Source organism: Streptococcus sp. HJ1, assembly GCF_052399005.1.
Classification (GTDB): domain Bacteria; phylum Bacillota; class Bacilli; order Lactobacillales; family Streptococcaceae; genus Streptococcus.
Map to the genome: position 1 here is coordinate 1,576,047 of NZ_CP199005.1, position 16,365 is coordinate 1,592,411.

Annotated in this window: 15 protein-coding genes; all 15 read right to left on the reverse strand. The window is 43.1% G+C overall.

All coding sequences use genetic code 11. The features are described from left to right. Window positions 1-216 precede the first annotated feature (216 nt). The 15 genes from recG to nrdR all read right to left on the reverse strand — a co-directional run bounded on the left by recG (window position 217) and on the right by nrdR (window position 16,281). On the reverse strand, window positions 217-2,232 hold the full coding sequence (gene recG / locus ACT17O_RS07940; protein ID WP_444817392.1) for an ATP-dependent DNA helicase RecG: 2,016 nt from the start codon (window positions 2,230-2,232) through the stop codon (window positions 217-219). 17 nt (window positions 2,233-2,249) lie between these two features. Next, the gene (gene alr / locus ACT17O_RS07945) at window positions 2,250-3,353 is read right to left on the reverse strand and encodes an alanine racemase (RefSeq protein WP_444817393.1); all 1,104 of its coding nucleotides are present in this window, start codon (window positions 3,351-3,353) and stop codon (window positions 2,250-2,252) included. Then, window positions 3,343-3,705, reverse strand: a complete 363-nt coding sequence (gene acpS, locus ACT17O_RS07950; protein ID WP_033584389.1) for a holo-ACP synthase — start codon at window positions 3,703-3,705, stop codon at window positions 3,343-3,345. The genes alr and acpS overlap by 11 nt, the downstream gene beginning before the upstream one ends. A gap of 44 nt (window positions 3,706-3,749) precedes the next feature. Then, complete coding sequence (locus tag ACT17O_RS07955) at window positions 3,750-4,781, reverse strand: 3-deoxy-7-phosphoheptulonate synthase (RefSeq protein WP_444817394.1); 1,032 nt, start codon at window positions 4,779-4,781, stop codon at window positions 3,750-3,752. Between the two features lies 1 nt (window position 4,782). Next, complete coding sequence (locus ACT17O_RS07960) at window positions 4,783-5,814, reverse strand: 3-deoxy-7-phosphoheptulonate synthase (protein ID WP_444817395.1); 1,032 nt, start codon at window positions 5,812-5,814, stop codon at window positions 4,783-4,785. Between the two features lie 79 nt (window positions 5,815-5,893). Next, a complete protein-coding gene (gene secA / locus ACT17O_RS07965) occupies window positions 5,894-8,407 on the reverse strand; it encodes a preprotein translocase subunit SecA (RefSeq protein ID WP_001284113.1) in 2,514 nt (837 codons plus the stop codon). Between the two features lie 115 nt (window positions 8,408-8,522). After that, a complete protein-coding gene (locus tag ACT17O_RS07970) occupies window positions 8,523-9,293 on the reverse strand; it encodes a DNA alkylation repair protein (protein WP_444817396.1) in 771 nt (256 codons plus the stop codon). 144 nt (window positions 9,294-9,437) lie between these two features. Then, entirely contained in the window at window positions 9,438-9,728 is a 291-nt protein-coding gene (locus tag ACT17O_RS07975; RefSeq protein WP_049520430.1) for a hypothetical protein, read from the reverse strand. A gap of 132 nt (window positions 9,729-9,860) precedes the next feature. After that, window positions 9,861-10,457, reverse strand: a complete 597-nt coding sequence (locus ACT17O_RS07980; protein ID WP_000812473.1) for a LemA family protein — start codon at window positions 10,455-10,457, stop codon at window positions 9,861-9,863. Between the two features lie 160 nt (window positions 10,458-10,617). Next, window positions 10,618-11,484, reverse strand: coding sequence for a TPM domain-containing protein (locus ACT17O_RS07985; RefSeq protein ID WP_070568326.1), 867 nt, complete (start codon window positions 11,482-11,484; stop codon window positions 10,618-10,620). 228 nt (window positions 11,485-11,712) lie between these two features. Beyond that, window positions 11,713-13,023, reverse strand: a complete 1,311-nt coding sequence (gene der / locus ACT17O_RS07990) for a ribosome biogenesis GTPase Der (RefSeq protein ID WP_061586732.1) — start codon at window positions 13,021-13,023, stop codon at window positions 11,713-11,715. A gap of 13 nt (window positions 13,024-13,036) precedes the next feature. After that, on the reverse strand, window positions 13,037-13,750 hold the full coding sequence (locus tag ACT17O_RS07995) for an NADPH-dependent oxidoreductase (RefSeq protein WP_444817397.1): 714 nt from the start codon (window positions 13,748-13,750) through the stop codon (window positions 13,037-13,039). Next, the gene (dnaI, locus tag ACT17O_RS08000; RefSeq protein ID WP_444817398.1) at window positions 13,747-14,643 is read right to left on the reverse strand and encodes a primosomal protein DnaI; all 897 of its coding nucleotides are present in this window, start codon (window positions 14,641-14,643) and stop codon (window positions 13,747-13,749) included. Before dnaI ends, ACT17O_RS07995 begins: the two co-directional genes overlap by 4 nt. Further along, window positions 14,644-15,807: a DnaD domain protein gene (locus ACT17O_RS08005; RefSeq protein WP_444817399.1), complete on the reverse strand. Its 1,164-nt coding sequence runs from the start codon at window positions 15,805-15,807 to the stop codon at window positions 14,644-14,646. Next, window positions 15,808-16,281 carry a transcriptional regulator NrdR gene (gene nrdR, locus ACT17O_RS08010; protein WP_001203678.1) on the reverse strand — a complete coding sequence of 158 codons (474 nt, stop codon included), beginning with the start codon at window positions 16,279-16,281 and terminating at the stop codon, window positions 15,808-15,810. Window positions 16,282-16,365: the final 84 nt, after the last annotated feature.

Below are 16,365 nucleotides of genomic sequence, written 5' to 3' on the forward strand. Positions count from 1 at the left end.
TTCTTTTGGTAGGTTACTTTAATAGTCATGTGAGAGCCCTCGTTTCTTTTTGATGACTCTAGTATAAGACCCAAACCTAAAAGCTAGCTTAAGTTTTCCTTAGAGAAAGCTTATACTCAATGAAAATCAAAGAGCAAACTAGGAAACTAGCCGCAGGCTGTACTGGAGTACGGCAAGGCGACGTTGACGTGGTTTGAATTTGATTTTCGAAGAGTATTAATCTAGATGTTCTTTCTTTTCCAGATGGAGAGCAATCATGCGCCATTCTGGATCCTCTTGCCAACCTTCTATCGAACTAATGTAGCTGGCAACCTTTCTGGCTTCTTCTAAAATAGGAAAATCTTCGATAATATCAGCCACTTGAAACTCTGGAAGTCCTGACTGTCTGGTTCCAAAAATCTCTCCAGAACCACGCATTTTCAAATCCTCCTCAGCAAGGACAAATCCATTGGTGGTTTCTGTCATGATGCGCATGCGGTCCTTCCCAGACTCAGTCTTAGGATTAGCCACAAGAACAGCATAGGACTGCTTGTCACCCCGACCGACACGACCTCTGAGCTGGTGAAGCTGACTGAGACCGAACCGATCGGCATCCATGATAATCATGACTGTCGCATTGGGGACATTGACTCCAACCTCAATAACAGTTGTAGATACTAGAATATCTGTTTTTCTCTCTTTGAAATCCTGCATGATCTGGTCTTTTTCATCACTCTTCATCTTACCATGTAAAAGAGCCACTTCAGCCTTGCCGGCAAAATGAGCTGTCAACTCCTCAGATAAGGCAATGGCATTTTTCAGATCCAGAGCTTCAGATTCCTCAATCAAGGGAGAGATGACATAGGCTTGCGAACCTTTTTTGATTTCACCCTCTAACCAAGTCAAGACCTGAGACAGTTGCTCATGTTTAATCCAACGCGTCACAATAGGCTTCCGTCCTGCTGGCATCTGGTCGATAATGGAAACATCCATATCACCAAAGGCTGTGATAGCCAGCGTCCGTGGAATCGGTGTCGCCGTCATCATGAGAACGTCAGGATTATCTCCTTTTTCTCGCAGAATACGCCTTTGCCCCACACCAAAACGATGCTGCTCATCAATGATAATCAAGCCAAGACGAGAATAATCCACTCCATCTTGTATCAAAGCATGAGTCCCGATAATAAAGTCAGCCTCACCCTTGGCAATAGTCTCTAAAACTTCTCTTTTTTCTACAGCTTTCAAGGAACCTGTCAAGAGAGCCAGTTTCAAGTCTGGAAAAAGGTTTCGTAAACTCTCAAAGTGTTGCTCCGCAAGGATTTCTGTCGGAACCATGAGAGCCGCCTGGTAGCCAGCCGTCACCGCCGCAAACATGGCTAAGCCAGCGACCACCGTTTTTCCGCTACCCACATCCCCTTGCAGGAGACGATTCATGTGATGGTCGGACTTCATGTCGGTCAAAATTTCCTGCAAACTCTTTTCCTGAGCTTGAGTCAGGGTAAAAGGAAGACTTTCTTTAACGGCTGTCACTTTTCCCTGAGACCAATTCAGAACCAGACCGCTTCCCTGAACTCTATTTTCAGACTTGAGCGTCTGCAACTGCATTTGGAAATAAAAGAGTTCCTCAAACTTGATCCGGCGAAGGGCCTGTTTGTATTCTGCCAAATCCTTAGGAAAATGCATAGCGCGAACAGCCTGGCAACGGGACATGAGTTTGTATTTATCCAGCAAAGACTGGGGAAGATTTTCCTCAATCAAGAGGTCCAATCCCTGATCAAAAGCCGTCTTGATGACCTTGACCAGACTGGCCTGACTAATTCCTTGAGCCAGACGATAGACCGGCTGGAGGTCATCTTCCACTTGAGCTAGAACCTTCATCCCAGTCAAACTGGCCTTGGCACGGTCCCATTTCCCAAAGACAGCAAGAGTTGCTCCCAATTCTATCTTATCAGCCAGATAGGGTTGGTTAAAAAAATTCACCGCAAAAATGACTTCTCCCTGCTTGAGGCTAAAACGCAGGCGATTGCGCTTGAAACCATAATATTGGACACTGGCAGGAGTCACTACCTGACCAGATAGAACAGCCTTTTCGCCATCTTCCAGCTCCAGCACCTGCTTGGTTTTGAAATCTTCATAACGGAAAGGAAAGTAGAGCAAGAGGTCTTGCAAGTTTTCAATTCCTAGTTTGGCGTATTTCTCTGCTGACTTTGGTCCCACACCAGGCAAGACATGCAAGGGTTGGTGTAGATTCATGCTCTACTCCTTTCTTTTTAATAATATTCTCTCGGAATGCGGTCGCTGAGGAGGCAAACCACCTCATAGTTAATGGTTCCACGGTAGGTCGCTACCTGAGTAGCTGTGATTTCCTTGTTACCGTTAGAACCAATTAATGTTACTTTTGTTCCTAGTGGGTATACCTTAGGCAACCGAATAGTGATTTGGTCCATAGATACTCGCCCGACGATTGGACAAGCTTGGCCATCTACCAAGACAGAGAAATTCTGCATATCACGTGTCCAACCATCCGCATAGCCGATTGGCACCGTCGCGATGACTTGCTCACTATCGGCTTGATAAGTTGCTCCATAGCCCATGCAAGCACCAGCTGAAACTGTCTTGACATGAACAAGGGCAGACTCCAAGGTCAAGGCTGGTGTCAAATCATAAGGCAAGTCCAAGACCTCTCCACTTGGATTGAGACCATATATAGCGTCTCCCATACGGACTGCATTGAAAATAGTCTCTGCATGCCAGAGGGTCGTTGCCGAGTTGCTGGCATGAACCAGCTCTGGGACTTCCTTCATACTTGCCAAAATAGCTTTAAATCGTTCTAACTGGGTATTAAAATAGGCATCTGATTCTTCATCTGCAGTAGCAAAGTGGGTAAAAATCCCCTCAACGCGAGCACCGTGTTGTTGGAGCAAGGCTTGAGCCTGCTCAGCCTCGCTGGCTTCTCTAAAACCAATTCGTCCCATCCCTGAGTCAATCTTGAGGTGAACTGTTAAGCCAGATAAATCTGTCTCCCTAGCTAACAGCGCTTGAATCCACTCCAGTCCAGCCACTGTCAATGTGATGTCGTATTCTTTAGCAAGAGAAACAGCTTCTAGCTCAGAAACTCCTAAAATGAGGATTTTCTTGCTAAGTCCAGCCAGACGAAGTTCAATAGCTTCATCAATATTGGAAACACAAAATCCATCAACATCATCTTGAATAGCTGTGGCAACAGCTACTGCCCCATGACCATAGGCATTGGCCTTGACCACTGCCCACTTGAGCGTTCTTTCAGGGATATGAGCCTCCATTTGCTGAATATTTTGTCGAATAGCTCCCAGATATATCAGAGCCTTGGTTGGTCTATGTGGACTAGCTTTCATGATTTTCCTCCAAAATGACACTGGCTGTCACAAACTGATCTGTATGGCTGATAGATAGCCAAATCTTTCCTGAAAATGGTGCCTGACTAAAATAGGGAGCCCCTCGTTCATTGTTCAAAACTTCCAAATCCTGAAAGGTCAGTTTGCCAATACCAGTTCCCATAGCCTTGGAAAAGGCCTCCTTAGCCGACCAGCGACCTGCCAAGTATTCGATCTGTCTGCGTCCTTTGAGACTAGCAAAACACTCCATTTCTTTAGGGGTCAGCACGCGCTTAGCAAAGCCCTCACGTCGTGTAACTGCGTTTTCTATCGAAGCCAATTCTTCGATGTCAATTCCGTGTCCAACTATCATACTCATAAAAGGAGCTGAGATTCCCCCAACTCCATCCTTTTCACTTATTTTGTTAAGGTAGTATAAATTTCTTCTACCAAAGCTACTGTATTTTCCCAACCTAGACAAGGGTCAGTTATAGAGCAACCAAAGACCTCTGGTTGATTTTGGCGACCATCTGCTAGGTAAGATTCGATCATAAAGCCTCGAACCGTCTTTTTAATCTTTTCATTCCAATCACGATTCAGCAAGGCTTGACGAACAATGCGAATTTGTTCCATATACTGCTTGCCAGAATTGTCATGATTGGTATCGATGATAATGAAGGGATTTTCAAGTCCCATAGACTCATAGCGATTGATGGCATTTAAGAGGGTTTCATAGTAGAAATTGGGTTCATTTTTACCATATTCGTTCATGGCACCACGAAGGATAACGTGGGCTAAAGGATTTCCTGAAGTTTCCACTTCTTGGCCATGGTAAAGGAAGGTTTGCTTGTTTTGAGCCGCATAGATGGCATTAAACATGACCCCAAGGTTCCCAGATGTTGGATTTTTCATCCCAACCGGAGCATCAATCCCAGAGGCTACAAAGCGGTGTTCTTGGTCTTCCACTGAACGAGCCCCTACAGCATGGTAGCTGACCAGGTCATCAACCAAAACGAGATTTGACGGATAAAGCATCTCATCAGCTGTCGTCAAGCCCGTTTCGGTAATCACTCGGTAGTGTAGCTGACGAACAGCCTGCAAACCATTGATGAGACTAGGCGCTTCGCTGGTATTTGGTTGATGAATCATGCCCTTATAGCCATCTCCATTAGTACGAGGTTTAGCCGTATAGACACGCATCACGATAAAGATTTTATCCGCAACTTTTTTCTGCAAGTCTGCCAAGCGACGAGCATATTCAAGCACTGCTTCTTCATTGTCAGAAGAGCACGGCCCCATCACCAAAAGGATACGATCGTCCTCACCCGAGATGATGGCTGCCAACTCTCTATCGCGGGCTTCTTTCTTTCGCAAGGCTTCAGGTGACAACTGGGTCGCAGCCTTGATTGCTTCAATATCAATTTCTTGACCTTTTTCGATAAATGCCATCTTACTCTCCTAGCGTTTGGTAAATTTCGCGAACAAGTGCTTCTGTGTTGTCCCATCCGAGACACGGATCTGTAATGGACTTACCAAAAACTTCTGGTTCATTTTGACGTCCATCTTCTAGATAGGACTCAATCATAAAACCACGAACATATTTTTTGATCTTCTCATTCCAGTCACGGTTGATCAAGGTCTGACGAACGATACGGATTTGATCCATATATTGCTTACCTGAATTGTCATGATTGGTATCAATGATGATAAAGGGATTTTCCAAGCCCATCTTTTCATACTGGGCAATGGTATCCATCAAATTGTCATAGTAGTAGTTAGGAATATTTTTCCCGTATTCATTCAAGGCACCGCGAAGAATGGCGTGGGACAATGGATTCCCTGTTGTTTCCACCTCTTTACCGAGGAAAAGGAAACTCTGTTTATTTTGCGCTGCATAAATCCCGTTAAACATAACATTGAGATTTCCAGATGTTGGATTTTTAAATCCTGTTGAAAAGTCTGCTCCACTCGCTACAAAACGGTGCTGTTGATCCTCTACAGAACGAGCTCCAACAGCCATATAAGAAATCAAATCATCCACCAGCGGAAGATTTTCAGGATAAAGCATCTCATCAGCTGTTGTCATTCCAGTCTCGGTAATCACACGGTAGTGTAGTTGACGAACAGCCTTGATTCCATTGATCAAGCTAGGAGCTTCTGTCGCATTTGGTTGATGAATCAAGCCCTTATAGCCATCTCCATTGGTACGAGGTTTAGCTGTATAGACACGCATGACCATTAAAATACGGTCTTTGACCTCTTCTTGCAAAGCAGATAGACGCTTGGCATACTCGAGAACCGCCTCTTCGTTATCAGATGAACATGGTCCAATCACCAAGAGAATACGCTGGTCTTCCCCACGGATGATGGCTTCCAATTCCTGATCACGTTGATTTTTTCTCGCAAGAGCCGCTCCCTCTAATTTAGACAAGGCGCGAACTTCTTCAATGTTAATTTTAGGACTTTTAGCTTTAAATACCATGATTCATCTCCTTATAAAGCAAACGGACACCAAGCAAAAAATGATTTTTACCAGGTATCCGCCTGTATCTTATCTCATATTATTGTCTCTTACCATGACAGTTCTTGAATTTCTTACCTGATCCACATGGGCATTGGTCGTTCCGTCCGATTTGGCTCAAGTCCAAATCTTCTGGAAGGCTTGCCTGCTGCGCTGCGATATTACGAGTAGCAGTTGTACTGATATTGTGTTCAGTTTGCGGACGTTCTTGTTCATGGATTTGTGCTTTCATCATCAAGCGGGTCACATCGAATTCAATCGATCCAATCATGTCGTTAAACATGCGGAAACCTTCTGCTTGATATTCTACAACAGGGTTGTTTTGGGCATATCCACGAAGACCAACAGCATTTCGTAACTGGTCAAGAGCATCAATATGGTCTGTCCACTTGTTGTCTACAACACGTAGAATCAAGACTTTTTGGAATTCTTTCACTGCATCTTCGTCACGCAGCTTAGCAACTTGGCTGTCATAGACTTTCAAGGCACGTTGGAAAAGTTCATCTTTGATAGCTTGGTCTGACAGACCTGCAAGGTCTGAACGGCTAATTGAATCTTCTGGAAGCAAGTTATACTTAGCAAAGTTCAAGATTGCTTCCAATTTTTCATCTTCTTTCGAACGAGCATGTGCATCCACGATACGTCCAATGGTACGACGAATCATAGCATGGATTTCTGGTGCCAAGTCACGATCTGCAGTAATGACATCATAGCGTTGCGCATAGATAATCTCACGTTGTTCACGCATAACATCATCGTATTGAAGGACTTGTTTACGAGTGTCGTAGTTGTTTCCTTCGACACGTTTTTGAGCTGCTTCAACCTGACGCGTTAACATGCGAGATTCGATGGCTTCGTCAGACATGTTGAGACGTTCAAAGACACCTTTCAAACGTTCTGAACCGAAACGTTTCATCAAATCATCTTCAAGAGACAAGTAGAATTGTGACTCACCTGGGTCTCCTTGACGCCCTGAACGTCCACGAAGCTGGTTATCAATGCGGCGACTTTCGTGGCGTTCTGTACCAATGACGCAAAGACCACCAAGTTCACGAACCCCTTCACCAAGCTTGATGTCGGTACCACGACCGGCCATGTTGGTTGCGATGGTAACTGCGCCACGTTGACCAGCGTTCATGATGATTTGCGCTTCTCTGTAGTGGTTCTTCGCATTCAAGACTTCGTGAGGAACACCTGCAGCAACCAATTTCTTGGAGAGGAAATCACTGGTTTCAACGGCAACTGTACCTACCAAGACCGGCTGACCTTTTTGGTGACGAGCTTTTACATCTTCAACTACAGCCTTAAACTTCGCATCAAGACTGGCATAGAGAAGGTCTGAGTGGTCGATACGTTGAATTGGACGGTTAGTTGGGATTGGGATAACACGAATGTTGTAAATTTCACGGAATTCTTCTTCTTCTGTTTTACCAGTACCTGTCATACCTGCCAATTTCTTATACATACGGAAGAGGTTTTGGTAGGTAATAGAAGCTGAAGTCTTGGTCTCGTCTTGGATTGGCACACCTTCTTTTGCTTCAATCGCTTGGTGTAAACCATCAGAGTAACGACGACCTTCCATGGTACGACCTGTAAATTGGTCGACGATCAAGATTTCCTGCTCTTCACTAACCACATAGTCGATATCGAGAATCATGATATAGTTAGCACGGAGGGCATTGTCGATAAAGTGAGTAAGAGCCACATTTTCAATGTCGTAGAGATTTTCTAGTTTGAAGTAGCTTTCAGCCTTGTCAATACCAGAATCTGACAAACCGATCGTCTTAGACTGAACGTCAATGATATAGTCGTCCTTGTCTAAGGATTTCACGAAGTGATCCGCCATATGGTAGAGTTGGCTTGTCTCAACTGCGTTGGCACCTGAAACGATCAATGGTGTACGAGCTTCGTCGATCAAAATTGAGTCAACCTCATCGACCAAGGCATAATTGAGTGGACGTTGCACCATGTTTTCTGCACGAACGACCATGTTGTCACGAAGGTAGTCGAAACCAATCTCTGAGTTTGTTGAGTAGGTAATGTCGCAAAGGTAAGCCTCTTTTTTCTCCATTGGAGATTTAGCTGCCAAGTTGATCCCTACTGACAAACCGAGCCATGAGTAGAGCTCACCCATCTCAGTCGCGTCACGTTCTGTTAGGTATTCATTGACTGTAACTACGTGAACCCCTTTACCTGCAAGGGCATTGAGGTACACTGGCATGGTCGCCGTCAAGGTCTTCCCTTCACCGGTACGCATCTCTGGAACGTCACCATGGTGAAGAACGATTCCCCCCATTACCTGAACCTTATAAGGGAAGAGCCCAAGGACACGTTTTGCAGCTTCACGAACTACTGCAAAAGCCTCATATAGCAATGAATCAAGCGATTCACCCTTGTTGTAACGTTCTTTAAATTCGTCAGTTTTCGCTTTTAGTTCTTCGTCTGACATTGCAGCCATTTGGCTCTCATAGTTAAGAACCTTATCAGCCATCTTTTCCAGACGACGAAGTTCTCCTTTATCATTTTCAATAATCGTTTTTAAAATATTAGCCATGATTTTCCTTACTTTTTATTCTGAATATTTTAGAATGTTCTTTTAATTTTAGCATATTTACCATTATTTTTCAAGAAAGAATCCTTAATTTACAACGGAAAAGGCCAGCCAAAATTCAGCTTTTTTTGCATAAATCTTCTGTGGCTCTTTTTTTGTTTTTTGTTCGAGATGCATGCTTGATGATCCAAGCACAACTTGGACTTAGCTCCTCCTTTTGCCAAGTTTGAAGAATCTTTTCAAACTTATCAGGGTCTTCCTTGTACAAATCATTTAGATTATTGGCTACACTTTTTTGAATAGACTTATCTCTATCATCTTTTAGATTGGTCAGAATAGTGGTGAAATCCTCAAAATAATCCAATACCACGGTTTGTCTCTTAGCCCAAGGCAGACGGATACGCATACATTCGCTGGCAAGTCTGCGAACGCGCAAATTTTCATCCTGACTCCATTCTAACAGCAAAGTCATTGTAGCCTTAGGATAGCGAGCCAGCAAGGGCCTCATAGAAAATTCTCCAGTAAATCGCTTGGTTAGTTCCTTACTAAAGGCCGCGCTCAATTCAAATTCCTTGTCTCCATATAGCTCTACATATTTTCCGATTGGCCAAAGCCAATATCCTTCTGAGAACATACCTAAACCACCCTCTAACTCAGGACCCAAAATTTTCTCAAAAACCTTGAGAGAGTCCTCATAAGATAGGGGGAGGCAATCTTTGATACTTTTAGCCAAGAGTTCTTGACGCTGGCTAAACTCCAAATTTTCCAAGTCTTTTTCTAGCAACAGCCTAAACTTTTGTCCATCAAAGGCAACGGATGCTTCTTGCAACCGTCGACTCAAATCCATAGCATAAGCCAAGTCATAATAATCTTTTACTTTTTTAGCCATTTTTCAAATCCCTTAATCTTCTTTTTACGGGACTTATTATATCATACAGACAGCCCGTCAACAAAATTATTTTTATATCTCCAACTATTTCAATAAGGAAGAAAAAAGGACTAGAAGCTAGTCTAGTCCTTCATTTGTTAATGTTTAATTTCCCAAGAATATAGGCAATATCCCAAAATACCAAAAGAGATTGATCCAGAAGGCCAAGCAAAAGATGATGCCAAAGATGAGGAGACTGATTTTTTTAATCAGCACGGAGTATAGGATGGATAAAACTCCAAAAACCACAAAGAGTTTTTTCATAACGAAATAATAAATTGAAACTCCTCCTATATGCCAATCCCAAGGAAGGAAAAACATGAGGAACCAGAGAAGGCAAATCGTAAAGATATATCTCTTGTAGTGCGCTTCAAGAAAGGCTTTTGTTTTCTCCATAGCAAACCTCCATTTCAGTCACTGTCTCTTCCCTTTTATTATACCAAAAAAACCTGGAAAAGACTTTCCAGGTTTGAGTTTGAAATCACTAGTCATACTAGAGAAATTCCTTTATTCATAGGCTGATCCACTTTATTGACTTGATGAAGATGTTCCAAAATCGACCTTAGGAACTGTCTTGGCTTCTTCTGTTTCTTTAAAGGTTTCAGCTTCTTTAAAGTTCATCATATTCGCAAAAAGCACAGTTGGAAAACTTCTCAACTTTTGATTGTACTCGGCTGCGACTTTATTATAATCCTTGCGTGCTACAAAGATACGATTTTCACTGCCTGAAAGTTCGACCATTAGTTGCTCAACATTTTGATTGCTCTTGAGTTCTGGATAATTCTCCGTCAAGGAAATCAAGCGGGAAAGAGCAGAGCTCAACTCTCCCTGAGCCTTTTGGTTTTCTTCCGAAGTTACTGAGCTACTACCGATTTTAGCTCTAGCATCCGCAATCTTGGTAAAGACTTCGGTTTCATGATTCATTTGTCCTTTAACGGACTCCACCAAGTTACCAATCAAGTCCGAACGACGTTGGAGGGCTGTCGAGACATCGGCCTGAGCCTGCTCCACTTTAGTCTGTTCACCAACTAGACCATTATAGGTCGTCACTGCGGAACAACTTCCCAGAACTAGTAGTCCAAAGAAAATAGCCACTATTGAGAGAATTACTTTATTTTGTTTCATATCAAAACCTTAACACTTTCTTTTATCAACTTTTCTGAGAAAATACTCAGATTTTAAATCAATTTCCCAAACTTTGTTTTTATTTTTAATTAAGGAGTGAACTCTTGCAAAGGAGTCACCTTACTGCATGGAGAAATCGGTTTGAGCTATATATGATCACTCACCAGTCATCAGATGAACCACCGCCATCAAAGCCACCGCCGTCCCAGCCTCCAGATGAGTCGGAGCCTGAGTCAGACCAAGAGGAGCCCGAATCAGACCAAGAGGAACCTGAGTCTGATGAGTCACCGCCCCACCAGCCACCGCCAGAATCATCTCCACGTGAACCACGACCACCAAATAGAAATCCGATAATCATCACGATGAAGTAAATGAGAACTCCAAATACGATAACTCCGTCGCTCGAACTGCTTTTTCGATGACGTCTCGAAGAACTACTCTCACCAGCATACCTTTCAAGTTCCCTTAAGCGACTAGAGTTGGTAGTATAGTCGTAACTACTTTTAGAACTTGAAGCAGTCGTACTCGATCCACTATAGAACATGTAGTTGAGATTATTGACTATTGAGAGAACACCCTTGTTATAGTCACCATTTTTAAAGTAAGGACGTGCTGTTGTCAAGAACCTGTGAGTCTGATAGTCAGTGATCTTACTGGCCACATTATTACTGGTTTCAATCCGTGATTTTCTATCTTGGACTGCTACTACAATCAAGACACCGTGCTTGTCTCCCGAGTAGCCAATCTTCCAAGCCCTAGCTGTTTCATTGGCTACAGTCTCGATTGTTTCTCCATCTAGGCTTTTCACAACGTAAACACCCATCTGGAATTTTTCTGATTTTTTACTATTGACATTATTCAATTCTCGAATTTGACTTATAGTCTCATCTGTTAGATAGTGATCCGGGTCATAGATTCCGTACTCTGGTTTTTCAGGTGCTGTGAATGCTGATAAAAAGAGAAAGACCATCAGCAATCCAAGCAAGCGAACCAACAAACTATGTTTAAATAATCTGCTTTTTTTCATAATAACCTCCCTGATAAAGGAAAATTGATTTAAGGAATTATAGCATTTTGATTTTTACAAAAAAAGTGCATTTTCATTACAAATAGATTACAAAAGCTAGGAAAATGATTGAAATTTGATGACAGATTCTCCTCCAATTTGGCAGGTTCTTTTCTCCCCTTTTAGTATAGAAAAAAGAAGACTATGAAGTCTTCTTTTAGTTTATTTTTGTAGAAAAACAAGCAAGGTTTACTTGCGTTTTCTCGCAATCAAGTGAATCGGTGTTCCCTCAAAGACAAAGGCCTTGCGGATTTGATTTTCCAAGAAACGCAAGTAAGAGAAATGCATGAGTTCTTCTTCATTGACAAAAATGACAAAGGTTGGTGGCTTGGTTGCCACTTGGGTAGCGTAGAAAATCTTGAGGCGTTTTCCTTTGTCTGTCGGTGTTGGGTTGATAGCAATGGCATCCATAATGACATCATTCAAGACAGCTGATGGAATCCGTGTGTTTTGACTCTCGCTAATTTGCTTGATCATCTCAGGCAGTTTATGGAGACGTTGCTTGGTCAAAGCGGATACAAAGACAATCGGTGCATAAGGCAGGTATTGGAACTGCTCACGGATGTCTTCTTCCCAGTTCTTCATGGTATGGTTGTCTTTCTCAAGAGTATCCCACTTGTTGACCACGATGATCATTCCTTTACCCGCTTCGTGGGCAAATCCTGCGATACGCTTATCGTACTCACGAATACCTTCCTCAGCATTGAGGACCATCAAGACCACGTCAGAACGGTCAATAGCACGCATAGCGCGCATGACAGAATATTTCTCCGTATTTTCATAGACTTTACCAGACTTACGCATACCAGCTGTATCAATCATGGTAAATTCTTGTCCATCCGTATCTGTAAAGTGGGTATCAATGGCGTCACGCGTTGTTCCAGCTACTGGACTAGCAATCACGCGGTCTTCTCCCAAAATGGCGTTGATCAAACTTGATTTTCCAACGTTAGGACGACCAATCAAGCTAAATTTAATCACGTCTGGATTTTCTTCTTCGACTTCGTGTGGTAGATTCTCCACAATGGCATCCAGCACATCACCCGTACCGATACCGTGGACAGACGAAATTGGCAACGGTTCGCCCAATCCTAGCGCATAGAAATCAAAAATATCATTTCGCATTTCAGGGTTATCAACCTTATTAACCGCTAGGATAACGGGTTTATGGGTTTTATAGAGTTTGCGAGCTACGTACTCGTCCGCATCTGTAATCCCTTCTTTCCCAGAAACTACAAAGACGATGACATCCGCTTCTTCCATAGCGATTTCTGCCTGGTGCTTGATTTGTTCCATAAAGGGAGCATCGACATCGTCAATCCCTCCCGTATCAATCATACTAAAGGAACGGTTGAGCCACTCACCCGTTGCATAGATACGGTCACGTGTAACACCCTCGACATCTTCTACGATTGAGATCCGCTCACCAGCGATCCGATTAAATAGGGTTGATTTCCCAACATTGGGACGTCCCACAATGGCAATAGTTGGTAAGGCCATGTTTTCTCACTTTCTACAATAACTTTTTCTGTTCTAGATTCTTCCGAGTTGAACTAGGTTCGGCTTGACCAAACTGCTCTGCCAAACGTTGACTCCAAGAGGTCGTCGCACGCGCACCAGCATAGTCTGCCTGTACTTTGTCATAGTTCAAAATCGCCGCTACTGGCTGTTCTTGGTATTCTTCTTCAAATACCACTTGGTTCAAAGGCAGTCTTGGTTTGACATCGTGTTGTTGATCTGGCACGCCAAGGGCAATCCCAAAAACAGGGTAGGTATAGTCAGGTAGGTTAAAAAGCGCTGCCACTTCTTCTGACTTGTAACGAACCAAACCGATAATCACACCACCATATCCCAGACTTTCCGCTGCAAGCAAGGTATTTTGACCAGCAAGCGCAGCGTCTACAGACGTGATAAGGAGACCTTCCACCCCTTGAGGTTGGAAAGTGTCCGTATGAAGGCTTGCTCCCTTTTCAGCTCGGTTCAAGTCACCAACAAAAAGCAAAAAGGCTGCTGACTGGCGAATGGCTTCCTGGGGAACCAATTCATATAAAGCATCTTTCTTCTCTTGACTGCGCACAAGAATCACAGAGTAGGATTGGAAATTTTTCCAAGATGACGCCATTTGAGCAGCTGTCAAGATTTCATTTAAGTGTTCTTGAGAAATCTCTTGCTCCTTAAAGCGACGAACTGAAGTATGAGCTTTCATCAGTTTAATGGTTTCTGTCATCGGCGATTTTCTCCTTCTAGTCTTGTCTCCTCAGCCAAATAACGGATTCGTTCCATGACCCGTCTAGCTTCCCAAGTCTCGTCATTTCCATTCTTTCCTTTGGCAAAATGTTTTTCCAAATCTTGGAAATTAAAGTTGGAAGTAAAGAAGGTCGGCAAATCTTCCTGCATACGATACTGGAGAATAACTTGGAGAATCTCATCACGCACCCAAGGGGTAGACTGTTCTGCACCAATATCATCCAAGACCAAGACTTCTGCTAACTTGATCTCATCCACCAAAGTCTTCACAGATCCTTCACCGATAGCATTTTTTACATCAATGACAAAACTTGGATAGTGGAGAATGGTTGTTGAAGCACCACGTTTTTCAGATAGGTCGTGAGCCAGGGCCGCCATCATGAAACTCTTACCGACACCAAAATCTCCATAAAGATAGAGGCCTTTTCGGATACTCGGGTAAAGGTCAACAAAGGCATAGAGTCTCTCAAAAATCGGCAAACGGCCTAGATCATCTAGGTCAATCTGAGCCAATTTCGCTTTCTTGAGACTTTCTGGTAGATTGATCAACTTGAGACGATTCTTGATGGCCGCCTCTTTCTCAGCAGCGATTAGCTCTGGTGTTTCTTCATAAGATACATCCGCATAACCGTGATTCATGACCAAGATAGGCTTGTAGCCACGCGCTATATAGTCAGCATCCCCACGAAGAAACTTATCCCGTTCTGTGATATATTGGTTGAACTTGGAGATACTACGATTTAACTCCTCTGGGCTGAGGGATTCTTTCTGGATAAAAGCCGCTACATCGGGGTCCTTCATGATCTGCTGGACCAAGTCCTGATACTGAAAACGACTTGTCTGACGTTTGATTACATCACCAACACTTTCCATCTAGTCTCCTCCTTCTTCTAATCGGGCTAACATTTCTTGTTTTTTACGTTCTAGTTCCAGACGAGTCTCCTCACTGGTTTGATTCTTGTATTCTGGATTACTCCACTTAGGAACATTTGTCTTCGTTGAGCTGGCCTTGTTTTTCTGTTCTTCTTGCCCTTTTTGCTGGTGTTCTCGAATCCGAAGCACGGCTTCCTCAGCTGTCCGAATCTTGCGATAGGCATAGTCGTTGGCGACTTTCATAGCATATTTTTCATTGACATTAGCCGAATCAACCTTGTTAAAGGTTAGAAGCAAGACGATATTGATGACTTCGTCCAACAAGCCTAAAGACGCCATCTGGTGAAGGAGTTCTCTTTCACTTTGGGTGATGTTTCCCTTACGTGTTTGCTTGATTTCGGCTAAAAATTCTAGAGGAGTTTTATTTTTGGCTTCCCTGATAATGGTCATTTCTTTGGAGCTAAAGTCAGAAGATGCTGGTTTTTGTGCTATCTTTTCACGCATGCGTTTGACTGAAATAACCTGAGCCACCGCTGTCGCCTTAGCTAATTGATAGGTTTCAAACCAGGTCCATTTTTTTTCGTCTGCGATGGCAAACAATTCCAAAACATCTGCCTGCTCGTCTTCAAAACGCAAGCCATCTCGAGCCATCAGCCGCTGGAAATGTTCCAAATCAAAATCGTTTTTTAACTTGCTTTTAGACTCGCTTGGTGTCACTTCTTCAGTCAGGGTTGGAAAGACTTGGCTCAAAGAAACAGAGAGTGCTTCTCCCTCACTTGGAGCCTGCTTCATAGCAGAAACAGCTGTATCCCCAATCTTTTTCTCTAATAATCTGCTATAGACAGAATGACTTAAAAACTCCTGACTGGAGAGGGGAGAATGAAGCTGTAATTCATAAATTTCTCCCCTTTGATAAAGGGTCAACAAATCCAAAGCAGATAAGATTTTAAAGGATTGAAGCAAGGTCGGCATGCCAAAGTTCAAATGGTTGAGGATATGAGAAAAGAGGTGTTCCTTCTGCCCACCATCCCAAAAGGTAATGGCATATAGATAGAGGCTCAGTGCCTCCTGACCGATAATCGGGAGGTAGCACTGCACCAGAGAAAAGGTATCTTGTGACACCCGATTATTCTTTAGAAAAGAAAAACGGTCATTTGGCTTCATTTACTTTTCCTTTTTCTTTTTTGAGGACTGGGTGATCTGCTGGAGCAGACTCTCCAACTCACTCACATCCTTAAAGCTACGATAAACACTGGCAAAACGAACATAGGTAATCTCATCAAGCTCTGCCAATTCTTCCATGACTAAAGATCCAATATATTCACTTTGGATCTCATTCTCACTGCGACTACGGAGTTTTTGCTCGATACGATTGACCACCATGTTGATTTCATCACTTGAAACCGGGCGTTTCTGGGCTGAACGGATAATCCCATTAAAGATTTTATCTCTTGAAAATTGTTCTCGCGTACCGTCTTTTTTGACGACAACTAGCGTTCTTTCTTCTACTCGTTCATAGGTTGTAAAACGATGCTGACACTCGTCGCACTCACGTCTTCGACGGATGGTATTTCCTTCTTCGGCTTGTCGACTATCAACAACACTAGACTTGGTAGCCCCACATTTTGGACAACGCATGCTTTTCCCTCCTTGTCGTTTTCTTTTCATTATACCATTTTTTGAGCAATTCCCAAAACAATTCTTATTTTTACTTGACAAGTT